This window comes from Vibrio sp. R15-SG3-ISO1B (assembly GCF_059833835.1).
On record NZ_JCBDGG010000003.1, the window covers coordinates 1 to 17,921 of the forward strand.

Sequence of the window (17,921 nt, forward strand, 5' to 3'; positions counted from 1 at the left end):
AGACGGTATGACAGTGCATGCCAACAGGAAGGCGTTCTGTTTCTTCAACGCGAGCGATAAAGCCTGGAATCGCGTCGATATCGACTTTCTCAGGGGTGTTGCCAGCAAGACCCATGATGATGGCGATATCCGTGTGGTGACCTTTCCCTGTCAGTGAAAGTGATCCATAGACGTCAACGGTGATTTTAGTGATGTCGCGCAATTTTCCCATTGCACGTAAGTCATCAATAAACTCTTTACCCGCCTTCATTGGGCCGACTGTGTGAGAACTAGAAGGACCAACGCCGATCTTATAGATATCAAAAACACTAATCATATTGATTACCTCAAAGTAAGCCTCCCGAGCAAGAGGGAGGCTTAGTATTATTCTATTTGTTTGCTATCCGTCCTGATGAATCAGAGCCCGGTTTATAGCGCGCCGTAGATTACAGAACTAATGGCAGCAAGACCACAGATAGTTGTGAAAATCTGTACAGGTGCAGAAGTTTTGTACTTCGCCATCGCTGGGACTTTTTGCATAGCAAAAACAGGCATCAAGAATAGGATGGCAGCGATCATTGGCGCGCCCATGGTTTCAATCATGCCAAGGATGCTTGGGTTAACAATCGCCACAACCCAAGTGGTTAGAACGATGAATACCATTGAGCCTTTTTCGATTTTGCTCACCGGCGTTTGTGAACGTGATTTGATAAGTCCAACTAAACCTTCATGTGCACCCAAGAAGTGCCCGAAGTAGCTTGAGGTGATCGCAGCAAATGCCACCAAAGGACCCATGTAAGAGATCAGTGGAGACTCATGCACATTCGCAAGGTAAGAGAGCACAGAGATATTTTGCTCTTTCGCCATCGCAAGTTGCTCAGGAGACAGAGAGAGCACTACAGAGAATACAAAGAACATTACGAAGCCCATCAGCATCATCGCTGCGCCGCCGGTAATGGCGTCTGTTTTCTTCACTGCGTTGTCACCGTGAACGCGACGTTGCTCTTTAGAGAACTGAGAGATCACCGGGCTGTGGTTGAAAGAGAACACGATGATAGGAATTGCAAGCCAAACGATAGATGGCATTGATGACCAGTCTGGAGCGACCGACATCATAGAGCCGTTCCAGTCAGGGATAAGATAGAAAGAGAGCGCAAGCAAGATGAACACGAGAGGGTAAACCAGTGCGGACGTCGCTTTAAGCATCAGCTCTTTGCCGAACAAGACGCCCGCTGTCATCGCCGCGATCAACGCACCAGAGAGCAACCAGCGCGGAATCGACTCCATACCCATTTGGTTGACAAGGAAAGAGTCAACGGTATTGGTGATACCGACACCGTAAATAAGAACGATAGGGTAAATGGCGAAAAAGTAGGCAAAAGTGATGATGTTTGCGCCAGTCTTACCGAAGTGTTCTTCTACTGTATCTGTGATATCTGCGTCAGGATTTTTCGCCGAGAGTACAAAGCGAGCCAGTGATTTGTGTGCAAACCATGTCATCGGCGCTGCGATTAGCGCTAAGATAACTAATGGCCAAAAGCCACCCGCACCGGCTTTGATCGGTAGAAATAGAACGCCAGCACCGACGGCGGTACCGAACAAAGAGAGACACCAAGTGAAGTCGGTGTAAGTAAACTTACTAGAGGATTGTGCGGTATTAACCGCAGTTGTTGTTGAATTCATGTTGTGATACTCATTTTTGGGAACAGGAAATAAGTCGGGTGCAATAGTGCCTTATTTTGTTTCACGAAAAATAGATCTAAATCATGCTTTGTGTCTGGTCGCACCAGTCGGTTTTCAAAACAGGTTTTTCATCACGAAAATGACGTGCCACTGGTGATTTATGCTAATTTTAATCATTACAAAAACTAATGCTAACTAAAAGGTGGCTAATTTGAGGTTGGCGCAAACGATTGGCTGCGTGAGATGAACAAAGTTGATGTGAATAGATGAAAAAAGATCACTTATCGGCGAGGGAGTGATAAATGTTGTTGCAGCGCTTGAATGATCTGCGCCGTCATCCCCCAGATAAAATGGTGTTGGTAAGAGAGACCGAACACTCGATGTCGATTCTGGTTGACGAGAAAGTGCTGACTGACCAATTTGGATCGGTCCAACACTAAGTTCAGGGGGACTTCAAACACTTCTGCCACTTCATTGGTGTCAATGCGTGGGGTGTAGTCCGGCTCGATAAAGGCTAGAAAGGGCGTGACCGTAAATCGGCTGACGGTGACAAGTTCCGGCATCTGGCCAAAAATGGCGATGCGCTTAGGGTCGATACCAATTTCTTCTTGAGTCTCTCGCAGCGCTGTTTGGGCCAGTGTGCCATCACTCGTTTCATACTTTCCGCCCGGAAAGCTCACCTGACCCGGGTGGTGCTTCAAGTGCGCGGCCCGTTTAGTAAACAGCACGTGCAGGCCATTATCACGCTCCACAAAGCCGACCAGCACTGACGCTGGACGCAGCGATTCCGATTTGAAGTGCGAGACACGTTTCAGTGCTTCCTGATGATAATCCACGGTTTGAAGAAACTGAAAACGTTGTATTAAGTGATTTTTATTTAGCACAGACAATATCTTAGCCCTTGGTCGTTATTTGAAAAACCGCCGCTTATGGATAATGCTTTATTGGGTAATGGTTATTGCAAGGATAGCGTATTTTATGAAGGGCATTATATTCACTGAGTTTCTCGCCTTGGTCGAGGAAAAATTTGGTCTTGAGCAGTTAGACGCCATCTTAGACGAAGCGTAAGACACCGGGATATATACGTCGGTTGGCAGCTACGATCACAAAAATTTGGTCAAGTTGATTGTTATTTTGAGCAAACAAACCGGCATTTCGCCCGAAGATTTGCAGCGCGTCTTTGGTCAAAGCGTGTTTGATAATCTGTCCGCGACCTTGCCTGACGCCAATAGTTTGGGGGGCTGTAAAAACTCACTGCAATTTATCAAATTGGTAGAAGACTACATTCATATTGAGGTGAAAAAGCTTTACGCCGAAGCCAATCCACCGAAGTTTGTGTTTATCTCAGAAAGTGAATCTGAAGTGGTGTTTGATTATCAAAGTGCCCGATGTATGTCGCATGTTTGCCTTGGCCTACTTGAAGGCTAGCCTATGGATAGTCCATCGCCGCTAGAGCGCAAGTTAGCACGAGAAATCGCTGCGCGTAAGCAAGCAGAAAAGCTGCTCGAAAATAAAAGTTTGGAGCTGTATGAGGCGAATCAGCAGCTTCAGTTGGTCTTAGCGCAACTCAAAAAGCAAACCCACAAAGATTTACGCAAGCTCGATTTTGAGCAGCAGATCAACGAAGCGTTGATCCATTTTGGCCGGGCGTTCTTAAGTCGCACACTTGATGATGGCTTAATTGCCAATTTCCTAGAGCGGATTCAATCCTCTTCCGTCGTCCTACGTGCAGGGGTGTTTATCTCACCCAACTTATTGCCTACGGTGATCGCCGACCAATTTGGTCAAGGTAGCCAAACCACGCTCGAGAGTATCAAGCCTTATGCGGTTTGGGATGAGACGACACTCAGGCTGCCACTTGAAGTGGATTACGCGGTGATAGGTGAACTCTGTGTAGAGGTAGAACCGAGCGTGATAGAGGCTGATTTTATCGAGAGCCAAATCGCGCTGGTAGGCGAGCTGCTCTGCAATGCCATCAGTCGCCAGCTTATTATGACCAGTAACCAAGAAGCGCGCGCAAGTGCCGAGGAGTCAGAGAAAGCGACCAAGGAATTTGTCGCGATGATCAACCATGAGTTACGCACGCCTCTTAACGGATTGCTCGGCAGTGCAGAGCTGCTGTCTGAAACGGAGCTCAACGAAGAGCATCGAACCTTACTCACTAACTTAGCCCATTCGGGTGGCCTGCTGCGCCATATCATCAATGACATTCTTGATTTCAGTAAGATGAGCGCCGGGATGATGGAATTGATTCCCAAAACCTTCCTTTGGGCGGATATTCGAGCCATGTTACTCGGTGTGTTTGAACCAAGAGCGATAGAAAAAGGCATTGGTTTTATTATCGACGAGTGCACGGAATTGCCAGAAGCCTTCACTGGTGACTTTGAACGCATCAGTCAAATCTTAGTCAATTTAGTGGGCAATGCGGTTAAGTTTACCGAACAAGGTCAAGTGAGTGTCTCTGCGAAGTGGCAAGAGGGGCAGTTACACATCAAGGTGGTCGATACGGGGATAGGGATTGATTTTGATTCGTTAGAGCAGCTGTTTACGCCATTTGTCCAAGCTGACCGAACGGCAAAACGTAACTATGAGCGCACTGGGCTTGGGCTCGCCATCTCGAAAAATCTTGTGGAGCTGATGGGCGGTGAGATCGCAGCAGATAGCGAGAAGGGCAAAGGCAGTTGTTTCTCTTTTCATATTCCTTTGACCTTGGCTTCAATAGAAGAGTGGTCGTCGGGGCAAATCGAGGCGAAAAAACACCAAAAACCTTTAGACGATCTTACCATTTTGGTGGTGGATGATATCCGCATGAACCAAGTGATCATCAACCAGATGTTGAAAAAACTCGCTATTGTGCCTGATATTGCTAACAACGGGCTGGAAGCTGTCGAGGCGGTCACACAGCGTCACTACGATTTGATTTTCATGGATTGTCGCATGCCCGAAATGGACGGGTTTGAGGCGACGCAATATTTACGCGATCAAAACTACACTTTACCCATTATCGCATTGACTGCCGGCACCACTCTCGAAGAGCGCGAGCGCTGCATCGAGAGTGGGATGAGCGACATTCTGACCAAACCCTACACTGCCAAAGACCTACATCTGATGCTTGAAAAGTGGGGTTAAGCACTCAACACGGGTAAAATGCGGCTGAGCTTATCGAGCGTCTCTTGATATTCGGCATCATTTTGACTGTCAGCCACCAAACCGCCTCCTGCCCAAACGTACATCTGGCCGCCTTCTGCCACTAGGGTGCGAATAGTGATGCTGGTGTCCATTCGGCCGTGGCGACTGATGTAGCCAATGCTGCCACAGTAAGCATTGCGGCGATGCGGTTCCAACTCTTCGATGATCTCCATCGCGCGCACTTTGGGTGCGCCGGTAATGGATCCCCCCGGAAAACACGCACGTAGCAAATCACTGGCACGGTATGACGAGTCCAACTTGGCGGTAATCGTGCTTACCAAATGGTGTACCGCTGGGAAGCTCTCAATATCAAACAATTTCGGAACGGCAACACTGCCTGGCGCGGCGACGCGACCGACATCATTGCGCAGCAAATCCACAATCATCAAGTTTTCCGCTTGATCTTTCTCCGCGTGCAATAAATCGTCAGCGGCGCGCTTATCGCGTTCTGGGTTGGTGTGGCGTGGTCGGGTGCCTTTAATCGGTTTGGTCTCGATCTGGCCGCCATTGAGTTGCAGAAAACGCTCGGGAGAGACACTTAAAATCGCGCCTTGCTCGGTGCGAATAAAGGCAGAAAAAGGGCCTTGATTGACCGCTTCGAGTTTTTGATACGCTTGCCACTCATCACCTAGATAAGGGGCTTGAAAACGCTGCGCCAAGTTGATTTGGTAACAGTCGCCCGAGCGCAGATATTGCTGCACTTGGTCAAACTTGCGCGCGTAATCCGCTGGCGTCATATTCGATTGCCACGGCGCTTGCAGCGCAAACGTCGGCGAGGATACCTCTGATTGAGCAAACAACCATTGGTGCGCCGCCTCGATGTCTTCACCAACCAAAACCGCACTCTGTTGCGAGTGATCGACCACCAGTGCCCAGCGATACAGGCCGACGGCCATATCTGGTGTGGTGAGATCGTGCATCGCATACACAGGTAACTGTTCCACGCGGCGGCCCAAATCGTAAGCAAAATAACCCAATGCACCGCCAACAAAGGGCAGTTCCCCGTCGTAGTCTGTGTCACTTAACCAGCGCTGTTGCGTGTCGTCGAGCAGCTGAAAAGGGTCTAACTTGCTGTCCATTTCCCCCTCAGGCGTGACCACCGTACTGGTATCGCCACGCGTTGTGACGGTGGCAATCGGCTGGGCAACCAGAATATCGAAACGGCTGTCGACATGATCTCGTGACGGTGAGCGTAACAACATCGCCCACGGCATCGACGCAATCGGGGCAAATAGCGTCGTCGCTAAGTGCGGATCATAAGAAAGAGGTTTGATTTGTAAGCCATTTGGCGCGTTGTTATTCATTTGTTTAATTTGTGACAAAGAGATCGTTCGTTGCATGGTATCAGAGGGAAAGCAAGAGTATCATAATGGCAACTCAGGTCGCTACATCGGCGTTTGACCCTATTACGGCGTTGGTCATACGACTCCTCTTAAGCAAACGTGTATCTATCGGCCTTATAATAAGGAAGCATAACGATAAAAGAGGCATGCAATGACGGTAATTCGCAAGCAGGATGTGATCAGCAGTGTGGCTGACGCACTTCAGTACATCTCTTACTACCACCCATTGGACTTTGTTCAAGCCCTAGAAAAAGCCTACCACAAGGAAGAGAGCCAAGCCGCGAAAGACGCGATTGCTCAGATTCTAATTAACTCGCGCATGTCCGCAGAAGGGCATCGACCTATCTGTCAAGACACCGGCATTGTGACCTGTTTTGTCAATATCGGCATGGCCGTGCAATGGGACTCTACCGACATGACGGTGCAGCAAATGGTCGATGAGGGTGTGCGCCAAGCCTATACCAACCCTGACAACCCACTGCGTGCCTCAGTACTGATGGACCCTGCCGGTAAACGCATTAATACCAAAGACAACACGCCAGCGGTGGTACACATCAATATGGTGCCGGGTGACAAAGTTGAGATTCAAATTGCGGCCAAAGGTGGCGGCAGTGAAAATAAAACCAAAATGGTGATGCTCAACCCATCCGATGATATTGCAGAGTGGGTAGAGAAAACCTTGCCAACCATGGGCGCAGGTTGGTGTCCACCGGGCATGCTTGGCATTGGTATCGGTGGCACTGCTGAAAAAGCGGCGGTATTGGCGAAAGAATCATTAATGGAGCACATTGATATTCAAGAGCTCATCGAACGCGGCCCGCAGAACGCAGAAGAGGAGCTTCGTTTAGACATCTTCAACCGTGTGAACCGTCTAGGTATCGGCGCGCAAGGTTTGGGCGGCTTGACGACGGTTGTTGACGTTAAAATCAAAACCGCGCCCACTCATGCAGCCTCCAAGCCTGTTTGCCTAATCCCGAACTGCGCCGCAACGCGCCACGTTCACTTTACGCTTGATGGCAGCGGCCCTGCGGATCTGACGCCGCCGAAAATCGAAGAGTGGCCAGACATTACCTGGGAAGCGGGTGAAAACACCCGCAGAGTGAATCTAGATACCGTGACGCAAGCAGACATTGAGCAATGGAAAACCGGTGAAACGGTGCTGTTATCAGGTAAAATTCTGACCGGCCGAGATGCGGCGCACAAACGCATTCAAGGGATGCTAGAGAGCGGTGAAGGCTTGCCTGAAGGCGTGGACTTAAAAGGCAAGTTTATCTACTACGTGGGCCCCGTTGATGCGGTGGGCGATGAAGTCGTTGGGCCTGCTGGGCCAACCACCTCAACCCGTATGGACAAATTCACCGATATGATGCTCGAACAAACTGGTATCATGGGCATGATAGGCAAAGCCGAACGCGGCCCGGCAACGGTTGAATCTATCAAAAAACACAAAGCGGTCTATTTGATGGCCGTAGGCGGCGCGGCTTACCTAGTGGCGAAAGCGATCAAAAAAGCGCGTGTCGTCGCCTTTGAAGATTTGGGTATGGAAGCGATCTACGAATTCGAAGTGGAAGATATGCCCGTTTCTGTCGCCGTCGACTCCAATGGCGTGAACGCTCACCAGATTGGCCCAGACACTTGGAAAGTGAAAATCCAAGAGATGGAAAGCCAAGCTTAAGTGTGAGAAATCGCTGATTTCATTAGGAATCAGTTGACAAAGGTGCGAATGAGTCGCACCTTTTGTTTAACGTCTACTGGTATTAGGAGTGCACATGCCTCGTTTTGTACAAATCTTACAGCTGATCATCGCTGCAGTTGTTGGCGCCTTCATCGGCTACGACTTAATCCTGCACGGTATCAGTATCTTCAATGAGAAATACGTCACCATTACCTGTGTGCTGTTTGTGTTGGTTGAGATTAGCTTGTTTGTTATCTACAAATTGATTGAAGACGATTAAGCGACGCTCAAGCGCAATCACGATTTGCTAAGCCTCTGATTTTAATCAGGGGCTTTTTTGTTCATCTTTGATTAAGATTGAAGTCGGTACCTTTAAGTACAAATGATCAAAAGAGGCCATTCATGTCCATTCCCACGCCGATAAAACAGCTCTCACAAGAGATGCAAGATTTGCTCAGTCGCAGTATGGATTCTCACGTGCGAATCGCGGTCACGGGGTTATCTCGTGCAGGGAAAACCGCGTTTATCAGCTCGCTCGTCAATCAACTGCTGCATGCCTCGACCCATGAGGCGCTTCCCTTGCTGGAAGCCTCGCGTGAAAAGCGAATTATTGGTGCGCGACGTGAACCACAAACCAATCTCATGGTGCCGCGCTTTGCCTATGATGAGGCGATGCGGGCCTTGTATGCGGATCAGCCCGATTGGCCGTTACCCACTCGTGACGTGAGTGAAATTCGTTTAGCGCTTAAGTACAAGCCAAAGAAGCGAAGCAAAAAGTTGCTAGGCAGCAGTGCAACGCTCAATATTGATATTATTGATTATCCAGGCGAGTGGCTGCTGGATTTGCCATTGTTGGAGATGGATTTTGATCAATGGTCTGAGCAGCAATTTGCTGCGTTGAAAGGCGAAAGAGCTCAACTGGCCGAGCCTTGGCTTAGTCAGTTAGCGCAATTTTCGCCCCAAGCGGACGCCGATGAAGACCAACTGGCCGCACTGTCAGCCGCCTACACCGACTATTTGCATGCCTGTAAAGCCGCGGGGCTACACTGGGTACAGCCGGGGAGATTTGTTTTGCCGGGCGATTTGACCGGGGCACCTGTATTGCAATTTTTCCCTTATGTGGAGAAAGAACAAGGGAAACAAGTAAACAAAGACAGCCAGTTAGCGATGCTCAGAGCGCGCTATCACGAATACCAAACCAAGGTTGTCAAAGCATTTTATAAGCACCATTTCGCAACGTTTGATCGCCAAATTGTGCTGGTGGATTGTTTGCAGCCACTCAACGCGGGCGCGGACGCTTTTCATGACATGCGCGGCGCGTTAGAGCAACTGATGGGAAGTTTTCGCTATGGGAAAAGCCACCTGTTGCGGCGTCTGTTCTCACCTACTATCGACAAGATTTTGTTTGCCGCTACCAAAGCCGATCATGTGACGCCCGATCAGCACCCACACTTGGTTTCACTGCTGGGCCAGATGGTTTACCCAGCATGGCAAGCCACCACGTTTGAGAATATCGAGATGCAGTGCCTCTCCATTGCTTCCGTACAGGCAACCCAACCGGGCTTTGTGACCAAAGCGGGGACGTCTTACCCTGCACTAAGAGGTGTCGACCTTGGCGGTGAGCCGCAAACCATTTATCCCGGCGAAGTGCCGAGAAAACTGCCCGATGCCAGTTATTGGCAGCAGCACGGTTTTGAGTTCACGGAATTTAGACCGCAAAAAGCACAGCTCGATGCGCCACTACCTCATATCCGAATGGATAAAGTTCTGCAGTTTTTGCTGGGAGATAAATTGAAATGAGTCAGCATGAAGAGCACCACAGTGAACCTCGCTTGAAGAAAAAGCAGGTCTTTGAGTCCACGCCTAATGAGGACACGCAGTGGCAAGGGGAGGCGCAGTCACAGGCGGACGACTTGACTCTCAAGCAGGCCTTCTCGTCCCAGGAGTCCTTCGCGCCCATTAGCATTGATGATGAGGTGGAAGCGGATGAGGCCATCGAGAAGCTAGAAAACTTGCGACCGAAAAAACGCACCAGTCGTTGGGTAACCGTGCTGCTTACGGCCTTTGCTGGATTGGTGGGCTGGCAAGCGGTCGATTCACTCTATGGTGCAATTCAAGCGGGGGATTGGCTGACATTAGGCTGGACTGGATTTGTCGCCGCGTTGGCCGGCCTTGGTGTAACAGCGCTGGGGAAAGAGTTATGGAAACTGCGCCGCTTGCGTCACCATTTTAGCGTACAAGAACAAAGCCAAGCGCTGTTGAAGGCCAACAGTGTTGGCCAAGCGAAGGCATTTTGTGAGCAGTTGGCCAAGCAAAGTGGTCTTGATGACAAGAGCCTTGATTTTCAGCGTTGGCAAGAGACGGTGACCCAATCTCACAGCGACGCTGAGATTCTAGAACTGTTTGATGCGTTGGTCATCGCAGAGCAAGACCGACGCGCCAAAGCGATTGTCACTCAACATGCCACGGAGTCCGCGGCTTTAGTGGCGATCAGCCCATTGGCGATCGCAGATATGGCCTTGGTCGCGTGGCGAAATTTCAAGATGGTGGACAAGCTAGCGGCGGTCTACGGTGTGGAGCTGGGCTATTGGTCTCGGCTGACGCTGTTTAAAGCCACCTTAGTCAATATGGCCGCGGCGGGAGCGAGTGAATTAGCGGTCGATGCCAGTATCGACTTGATGTCGATGGACTTAGCAGGTCGCTTGTCTGCGCGTGCGGGGCAAGGACTTGGGGTTGGCATACTCACAGCAAGACTCGGTATCAAAGCGATGGGACTATTGAGACCGCTTCCTTGGCTGGCGGGAAAGCAGGTCCGATTGGGTGAGATTCGCAAGCAAATTGTAGAAAAAGTCGTCGCTTTATCGGTCAAATAGCGCGAATGTGAGGCAGGCAAGCGCATGCGGCTTGACGAAAATCGGGGCTTAGGCGACACTTCTGTCAACTTTTCGTGACACCCAAATTAGGAACGGATCTGTGCGCTTAGAAGTACTATGTGAAGACAGGGTTGGTCTCACCCGCGAGCTACTCGACATCCTTGCCTCTAAGGATATCGACTTACGCGGCATCGAAATTGACATCTCGGGCATCATTTATCTCAACTGCCCAGACATCGACTTTGACACCTTCAGTGAACTGATGGCAGAAATACGCCGCATTTCAGGTGTCGACGACGTACGTAAAATTCAGTTCATGCCGATGGAGCGCCACAATACAGAGCTGATTTCGCTGCTGAACAATCTACCTGAGCCTGTATTGGCCATTGATCTCAAAGGCAATGTCGACATGGCTAACCATGCCGCGACGAGCTTGTTCAATCTTGAACCACAAGAGATGCTGGGTCACCCTGTGGCTTCGCTGCTGCCCAACTTTAACTTTTCAAAGTGGATAGATGGCAAGATCAATCGCCAACGGGAAAACATCGTGATTGGTGGGCTGGATTACTTAATGGAAGTCATGCCGGTTTACATTACCGATGAAACCAATGTTTCGGTACTCGCCAGTGCGATGGTGATGATTCGCTCAGTTCAAGAGAAGAGCCTGTTTGATGATTCGCTTCCACTGCACAACAATCTCGGTTTTGAGCATTTTGTCGGTATTTCCAATCGCCATAAAGCGCTGATCAGCCAAGCGAAGAAACTCTCTATGCTTGATCAACCCCTGCTGATTCAAGGTGAAACCGGCACCGGTAAAGAGATGCTCGCGCGTGCATGTCACAATCGCTCTCATCGTGCGGATCACCCATTTTTGGTATTGAGCTGTGCCTCGATGCCGGATGATGTGGCGGAAACCGAGTTGTTTGGTCACGCGCCGGGCTCATTCAACCATCAACAAGGCCACAAAGGGATCTTTGAACAAGCCAATGGCGGGACAGTATTCCTCGACGAAATCGGTGAAATGAGTCCACATTTGCAGATCAAACTGCTGCGATTGCTTCAAGATGGCACCTTCCGCCGAGTGGGTGAAGAGCACGAAGTGCATGTCGATGTGCGTGTGATTGCCTCTACGCGCCACAACTTAGCCGATCTAGCGGAGTCAAAAGCGTTTCGTGAAGATCTTTTTTATCGCCTTAATGTCCTCACCCTCAATATTCCTCCTCTGCGTGAGCGCACTAACGATATCGCAGTATTGCTCGACCTATTTGTCGCTAAATACATGAAGCAGCTGGGTGTGGACAAACCCACTCTCCAAGAAGGCTTGGTGGATCAACTGGTCAATTACCATTGGCCGGGGAATATGCGCCAGCTAGAAAACATGGTCCTTAGAGCGCTGACGGAACTGGAAAGCGATACGTTAACGGTCGATCTTTTCCATCTTCCGCAACTAGAAAACAGCCACGGCAGCAGCGCCAAGATCAATCTAGACGGTTCATTAGATGACATTATGAAAGACTATGAATCACAGGTGTTAGAGCGTTTGTATCAGTCGTTCCCATCGAGTCGTAAGTTAGCCAAACGCCTCAACGTCTCGCACACCTCTATTGCCAATAAACTGCGCGAGTATGGGATCAGAAAAAACTAGATGAAGCGAATCAGTACCCCCACCAGCGTATTTGAGGTCGATGGTGACGTCACACTACGCACGGCAGAGCCAACCGATGGTCAGATGATCAGTGATTACTTTGTGGCGAACCGCGAACACTTAAAGCCTTGGGAGCCTGAGAGAGAAGAGCCGTTTTATACCTGTTCAGGTTGGACTCAACGCCTGATCAAGTTGCATGAACTGCACAAGATGGGCCTTGGCTATTACCTGCTTATTCTCGACACGGATTCCGGCGAGATGCTTGGCACGATTTCGTTTAGCAATATCTCGCGTTTTCCTGCTCACACGTGCACGGTAGGCTACTCCCTTGGTCAAAGCGCGCTAGGACGAGGTGTGATGACCCGAGCACTGCGTTTAGCGGTGAACTACATGTTTGAGATTCAAAACCTCCACCGAATCAACGCCAGCTATATGCCAAGAAACACAAGGAGCGAAGCGGTGTTGCAGAGAGTGGGGTTTGAAGCAGAAGGCTTCGCAAAAGCGTACTTATTGATCAATGGTCAGTGGGAAGATCACAAACTGACGTCGTTAATTAATCCACATTGGAAGGCGAATTGAATGACACGCTTAGAACAGCAGCTTAATCTTCTGATTGAGCTCGACCAATTGAAAAGCGTCTTGCGCCGCACACGAGTCAAGAGCGCGCAGGGCCGATTAGAAAATAGCGCAGAGCACAGTTGGCATGTCGCTTTGATGGCAGTGTTGCTGCAAGAGCACGCCAATCAGCCCGTCGACATCGCACGAGTAGTGAAAATGCTGCTGCTGCACGATATTGTCGAAATTGATGCCGGTGACACCTTTGTTTATGATGCCAAAGCGAGCGCTGAACAAGAAGAAAAGGAACTGAAAGCCGCGCAGCGCCTGTTCGCAATGCTTCCTAGCGATCAGGGGGAGGCGCTGTTTCAGCTATGGTGTGAGTTTGAACAAGGCCAAAGTGACGATGCTAAGTTCGCCAAGGCGCTCGATAGGCTCATCCCTATGTTGCTCAACTACCACAATGAGGGGCAAAGTTGGCAGGAGCATGGCGTACGCCGAGAGCAAGCGCTAACGGTGAATCGTAAAATTGAGTTGGGCTCCACCGCGTTGTGGGACAAAGCCAAACACCTGATTGAAGACGCGACCAAAAAAGGTTGGCTGAAAGCTGACTAACACGTAGAGGACTATTGATGTCGTACATACCTTTGGATGAATACCAAAGAAAATGGATTTTTACTCACCAGTCAATGCCATTGCCTGAAGAAGACTTGGTGCAACTGCAACCCATGACACAAGCGAGAGCTGCGCAGCTCTGGAAAGAGAACATCAGTGCACAAAGCCCCGATTCAGAGCGCTTTAGCTCATCTGACTGGCCGATGAAAGCCAGCAATTGGTCTGAGAGTGTTGACTGGATGGCAAACTGGGAAAGTGATGACGAGAGTTTACCACAAGCGGTCCTTGAGCATCTTGATTGGCAAGATGATGTCACCGTCTATTTTTGTTACGAGAAATATAACATCATTGAAACCAAGTGGGCCATTTTCAAAAAACACTGGAAGAACTTTTTGTTTTACGATGATGGCCCGATGTTGATTGCCCGCCGCCGTGATCAAGCCTTGTGGTTCAGTGATGACGGCCAAGTAAAATTGGGGCGTCGTAAATAATCAATATGCGGCGCCCAGCCGCTTTTGTCGGGGTGACTGCTTTATTTCCATAAGCGGGAAATGATTATTTTGAACCGCGAATAAAAGTGACTTCGCTCCCATTTACCTGACGTCATAATGCAAGATATGCGCAATTTGTTATCATGTTTGAGACTTATAGTGTGAATATGACGCTACCGTGCATTATCATCCACAGGTAAATATCATCGATAGGTAAGGTTAAGGAAAAGCAGTGGACGCGATCATCCGAGAACTGAAAAAAGACTTTCACTCTAAGCTGAATGCGCTGCAATCCCCTGCGGCGAATAAAGAGTCCTCATTGGCGGTGCTTACCCAAGAGGAATTAAAAGAGTTGGAAGCTCGATGGATTGAGCTCAATATCTGGAAGAGCCAACAGAGCTAAGTCCACACGCTCTGCATTTAAACCACCAAAGACTGACAACCTCAATCTGAGTGAATCGATTGGGGTTTTTTATTGCCTAACGTAATTGCTTAACAGTAAAATTGTTATATTATAACAAAAGTGATCTTATCGTTGAATTTTACAGTAAGAGTCCCCATAGTTAACGGCAAAGGCGCTATCAATGAACGCGTATAATGATAATAGAAAGTTGCAAGTGAGAACCCATATGGCGGAAGTAAGAGCCAGAGTGGATTTTAAAGTCGGAGCCCAAAGCAACATCGACGCAGAAATCCTTTCTTTTCATGGTCTTAAAACAGACAAAGAACACGTCGCGATCATCTTTAAGCAAGCAGACAAAACGCAGCAAGCACCTCTGGTTCGCATGCATTCAGAATGCCTGACCGGTGACGTTTTTCATTCCTCTCGTTGCGATTGCGGCGAACAGTTGGACGAAACCATCAACCGCATGGGTGAGCTCGGCGGTATCATTTTGTATTTGCGTCAAGAGGGCCGGGGCATCGGTCTTTACAACAAAATCGACGCCTATCGTTTACAAAGTGAAGGGATGAACACCTACGAAGCCAACAACCATCTCGGATTTGGCGATGACTTGCGCGACTTTACTGAAGCGGCTCAAATGCTCAAAGCGCTGGGTGTAGAGACTATCCGATTAGTCACCAACAACCCTAAGAAAATTCAAGAGTTGAAAGAGCACGGCATAGAGATTCAAGAAGTCGTCAATACCTCTGCTCACCTCAAAGAGGGAAATCAGGGCTACTTACAGGCGAAAGTGTCGCACGGTAAGCATAAGCTCAATCTGTAACACACTCATTTCCCACCAATTATTAAAACCTCACTTTGTGAGGTTTTTTTACATCCGCACTGAATCCTTGCTTGCAAAAAAATTGTAAATTTGTATTATCGGCATTAATAGTGCAAATGATAATGATTAGTACTAGTAATATAAATAATAGTTAAGCTCAACAAGGATGCCCCTTTCATGAACGTAAAGTCTCTATTCGCTCAATCTGTTACTGCATCACTCGTATTGGCGAGTGGATCGTTGTACGCAGCCAACGTGACCCAAGCGCAAGTGGTCGAACACTATGCGGATGTTGCACACGCTGTCTTTGCCGACGCGCTGATCACGGCAAAAACACTCGACAACGCTATCGAGTCGTTTCTGGCTGATCCATCGGCGGCGAAACTGGAAGCCGTGAAACAAGCCTGGCTCGCGTCACGCGTTCCTTACCAACAATCGGAAGTGTTCCGTTTTGGTAACACCGTTGTTGATGATTGGGAAGGGCAACTCAACGCCTGGCCTCTGGATGAAGGTTTGATTGACTACGTATCGAGCGACTATCAATACGAACTTGGTAATGAAGGCGCGGCGGCCAACATCGTTGCCAACACAGAGCTGAAGATCGGTGCGACGACCTTAGATGTGTCGACCATCACGCCTGAGTTGATTGCGGACTTGAATGAAGTGGGCGGATCAGAAGCGAACGTGGCATCGGGCTACCATGCGATTGAATTCTTGCTTTGGGGCCAAGATCTAAACGGTACCAATGCGGGCGCGGGTGCACGTGCTTACACAGATTTTGTCGTGGGGGAAGGTTGTACCAATGGTCACTGTGACCGCCGTGGTCAATACTTGCAAGCGACGGCAGACTTGTTGGTCCAAGATCTTGAGTGGATGGAAAAGCAGTGGTCTGCCGATGAAAAAGGCAACTACCGTGAAGCCCTGCTGGCGGATTCTGCTGAGAACGGTTTGCGTAAAATGCTGTTTGGAATGGGGTCACTCTCTCTTGGTGAACTGGCGGGTGAGCGAATGAAAGTCGCGCTAGAAGCCAACTCAACAGAAGATGAGCACGATTGTTTCTCTGACAACACGCACAACTCTCACTACTACAACGAGCAAGGTATCTACAACGTTTATACCGGGCTTTACAAGCGTCAAGATGGCACACTATTGTCAGGCCCAAGTCTGCATGATCTAGTGACGCAGCAAGATGCGCAAGCGGCAGCAGAGATCCAAAAGCAGTTTGATGTGACACGCGCCCAAGTGGGTGAGTTGGTCACATCGGCTGAACAAGGTCAGTATTTCGACCAATTGATCGCATCAGGGAATGCGCAAGGTAATGCCTTGGTCAATGAAGCGATCATGTCTCTGGTTGCACAGACCGCTTCTATCGAGCGCGCGGCGAAAATTGTGGGTATCACCAACCTAAATTCTGACACCGCTGACCACGAATTTTAATCGTGGTATCAAAATCAAGGGCTCTTTTTAGAGCCCTTTTGCTGTTTTTATTCCCTAGTAGTTTTTGATAGTAGTTCTTGTTTAGATTTAAGGAAAAGTCCCTTTCATCATGTTGTACTCAGCTCTTTCGTTATCCCGCAAACGACCCTCGCGCTCATTGGCTCTATACATACTGGCTTTTGCCTTTCAGCCGATGGCGAATGCGTATGAAGTTAAGTCAGGCGGCGCCACCTCTGTAAACAAAGAGGGACCGAATGCGTATTCGCTCCCAGCGGCGAATTTACCCTTGAGTAAGCGTTTGGATTTCAGTGTCGGTAATAGCTTCTTTCGCAACCCTTGGGTACAAGCGCCTGCATCAACCGATGCCAGAGACGGGCTAGGGCCGCTGTTTAATACCAACGGTTGTCAAAACTGTCACATCAAAGATGGTCGTGGTCATCCACCAGAAGAGGACGACCAGCATGCTGTGTCAATGCTGATAAGACTCAGCATCCCAGCGATGACGGCGGAGCAAAAAGCGGCGTACATTCGTGATGGCGTGATCCCTGAACCGACTTACGGCGCACAGTTGCAAGATTTCGCTATTCAAGATCAGCAAGCGGAAGGGCAAATCAAGATCACCTACACCGACCATGTAGAAACCTTCAGTGATGGCACCACCATCACGTTGCGTAAACCTCATGTCCAGCTGACGGATCTTGGCTATGGGCCACTTCACCCGGATACTCAGCTCTCAGCGCGTATTGCGCCACCGATGATAGGGCTAGGACTACTGGAAAGTATCGCCGATGACACACTTGCGCAGTGGGCCGATGAGCTCGATGAGAATCAAGATGGCATTTCAGGCAAACTTAATCGCGTGTGGGATATTGAAAAACAGGCCCATGTCATTGGTCGTTTTGGCTGGAAAGCGGGGCAACCGACCTTGATGCAGCAAAACGCCGCCGCATTTAACGGCGATGTTGGCCTCACCAGCCGCTTATTCCCAGAAGAGAATTGCACGCAAGCGCAAAGCCTGTGCCGTGACTTGCCCAACGGCGGTTCACCTGAAGTCAGTGACAATATTTTGGACTTTGTCGAATTCTACTCTCAGCACTTAGCGGTGCCCATTCGCCGCAATATGAATGACCCAAAGGTGAAGCAGGGACAGGCTCTGTTTGCGCGAGCAGGCTGCGACAGTTGCCATAAAACAGACGTCGTGACGGCAAAA

At 49.3% G+C, this 17,921-nt stretch carries 17 protein-coding genes and 1 pseudogene; 14 read left to right on the forward strand and 4 right to left on the reverse strand.

Annotation, left to right across the window (positions count from 1 at the left end):
- From AC6R0S_RS00810 to AC6R0S_RS00820, 3 genes are all read right to left on the reverse strand, one after another.
- Positions 1-316, reverse strand: a 316-nt coding sequence (locus tag AC6R0S_RS00810) for a serine dehydratase beta chain (protein ID WP_500637022.1), incomplete at its 3' end; no start/stop codon positions are given.
- Between the two features lie 92 nt (positions 317-408).
- A complete protein-coding gene (locus AC6R0S_RS00815) occupies positions 409-1,662 on the reverse strand; it encodes an aromatic amino acid transport family protein (protein ID WP_334552416.1) in 1,254 nt (417 codons plus the stop codon).
- Positions 1,663-1,943: 281 nt separating this feature from the next.
- Positions 1,944-2,555, reverse strand: a complete 612-nt coding sequence (locus tag AC6R0S_RS00820; RefSeq protein WP_500633816.1) for a CoA pyrophosphatase — start codon at positions 2,553-2,555, stop codon at positions 1,944-1,946.
- Between the two features lie 85 nt (positions 2,556-2,640).
- On the opposite strand from AC6R0S_RS00820, the pseudogene AC6R0S_RS00825 reads away from it, so the two are divergent.
- Positions 2,641-3,087, forward strand: a pseudogene (locus tag AC6R0S_RS00825) (heme NO-binding domain-containing protein); the annotation flags it as partial.
- Between the two features lie 6 nt (positions 3,088-3,093).
- Positions 3,094-4,791, forward strand: coding sequence for an ATP-binding protein (locus tag AC6R0S_RS00830; protein ID WP_500637023.1), 1,698 nt, complete (start codon positions 3,094-3,096; stop codon positions 4,789-4,791).
- Here AC6R0S_RS00830 and pabB read toward each other — a convergent pair.
- Entirely contained in the window at positions 4,788-6,155 is a 1,368-nt protein-coding gene (pabB, locus tag AC6R0S_RS00835) for an aminodeoxychorismate synthase component 1 (protein WP_500637029.1), read from the reverse strand. The two genes, AC6R0S_RS00830 and pabB, sit on opposite strands and share 4 nt — an antisense overlap.
- Positions 6,156-6,345: 190 nt before the next feature.
- On the opposite strand from pabB, the gene AC6R0S_RS00840 reads away from it, so the two are divergent.
- The 12 genes from AC6R0S_RS00840 to AC6R0S_RS00895 form a co-directional block, all read left to right on the forward strand.
- Complete coding sequence (locus tag AC6R0S_RS00840; protein ID WP_500637024.1) at positions 6,346-7,869, forward strand: fumarate hydratase; 1,524 nt, start codon at positions 6,346-6,348, stop codon at positions 7,867-7,869.
- Between the two features lie 94 nt (positions 7,870-7,963).
- The gene (locus tag AC6R0S_RS00845) at positions 7,964-8,149 is read left to right on the forward strand and encodes a hypothetical protein (protein WP_334552412.1); all 186 of its coding nucleotides are present in this window, start codon (positions 7,964-7,966) and stop codon (positions 8,147-8,149) included.
- 140 nt (positions 8,150-8,289) lie between these two features.
- Entirely contained in the window at positions 8,290-9,669 is a 1,380-nt protein-coding gene (locus AC6R0S_RS00850; protein WP_500637030.1) for a YcjX family GTP-binding protein, read from the forward strand.
- Positions 9,666-10,742 carry a YcjF family protein gene (locus AC6R0S_RS00855; RefSeq protein WP_500637025.1) on the forward strand — a complete coding sequence of 359 codons (1,077 nt, stop codon included), beginning with the start codon at positions 9,666-9,668 and terminating at the stop codon, positions 10,740-10,742. Before AC6R0S_RS00850 ends, AC6R0S_RS00855 begins: the two co-directional genes overlap by 4 nt.
- A 100-nt stretch (positions 10,743-10,842) precedes the next feature.
- Positions 10,843-12,387 (forward strand): transcriptional regulator TyrR, encoded by a 1,545-nt coding sequence (gene tyrR, locus AC6R0S_RS00860; RefSeq protein ID WP_334552410.1) that lies wholly within the window; start codon positions 10,843-10,845, stop codon positions 12,385-12,387.
- Positions 12,388-12,966 (forward strand): ribosomal protein S5-alanine N-acetyltransferase, encoded by a 579-nt coding sequence (gene rimJ / locus AC6R0S_RS00865; protein WP_500637026.1) that lies wholly within the window; start codon positions 12,388-12,390, stop codon positions 12,964-12,966.
- Positions 12,967-13,557, forward strand: coding sequence for an HD domain-containing protein (locus tag AC6R0S_RS00870; protein ID WP_500627588.1), 591 nt, complete (start codon positions 12,967-12,969; stop codon positions 13,555-13,557).
- Positions 13,558-13,574: 17 nt separating this feature from the next.
- On the forward strand, positions 13,575-14,048 hold the full coding sequence (locus AC6R0S_RS00875) for a DUF2947 domain-containing protein (protein ID WP_487901217.1): 474 nt from the start codon (positions 13,575-13,577) through the stop codon (positions 14,046-14,048).
- Positions 14,049-14,280: 232 nt separating this feature from the next.
- The gene (locus AC6R0S_RS00880; protein WP_487901218.1) at positions 14,281-14,451 is read left to right on the forward strand and encodes a hypothetical protein; all 171 of its coding nucleotides are present in this window, start codon (positions 14,281-14,283) and stop codon (positions 14,449-14,451) included.
- Between the two features lie 181 nt (positions 14,452-14,632).
- Positions 14,633-15,274, forward strand: a complete 642-nt coding sequence (locus tag AC6R0S_RS00885; RefSeq protein ID WP_500637027.1) for a GTP cyclohydrolase II — start codon at positions 14,633-14,635, stop codon at positions 15,272-15,274.
- Between the two features lie 177 nt (positions 15,275-15,451).
- The gene (locus AC6R0S_RS00890; RefSeq protein ID WP_500637028.1) at positions 15,452-16,711 is read left to right on the forward strand and encodes an imelysin family protein; all 1,260 of its coding nucleotides are present in this window, start codon (positions 15,452-15,454) and stop codon (positions 16,709-16,711) included.
- 193 nt (positions 16,712-16,904) lie between these two features.
- A partial coding sequence (locus AC6R0S_RS00895) for a di-heme oxidoreductase family protein (protein ID WP_500637031.1) occupies positions 16,905-17,921 on the forward strand: 1,017 nt, incomplete at its 3' end.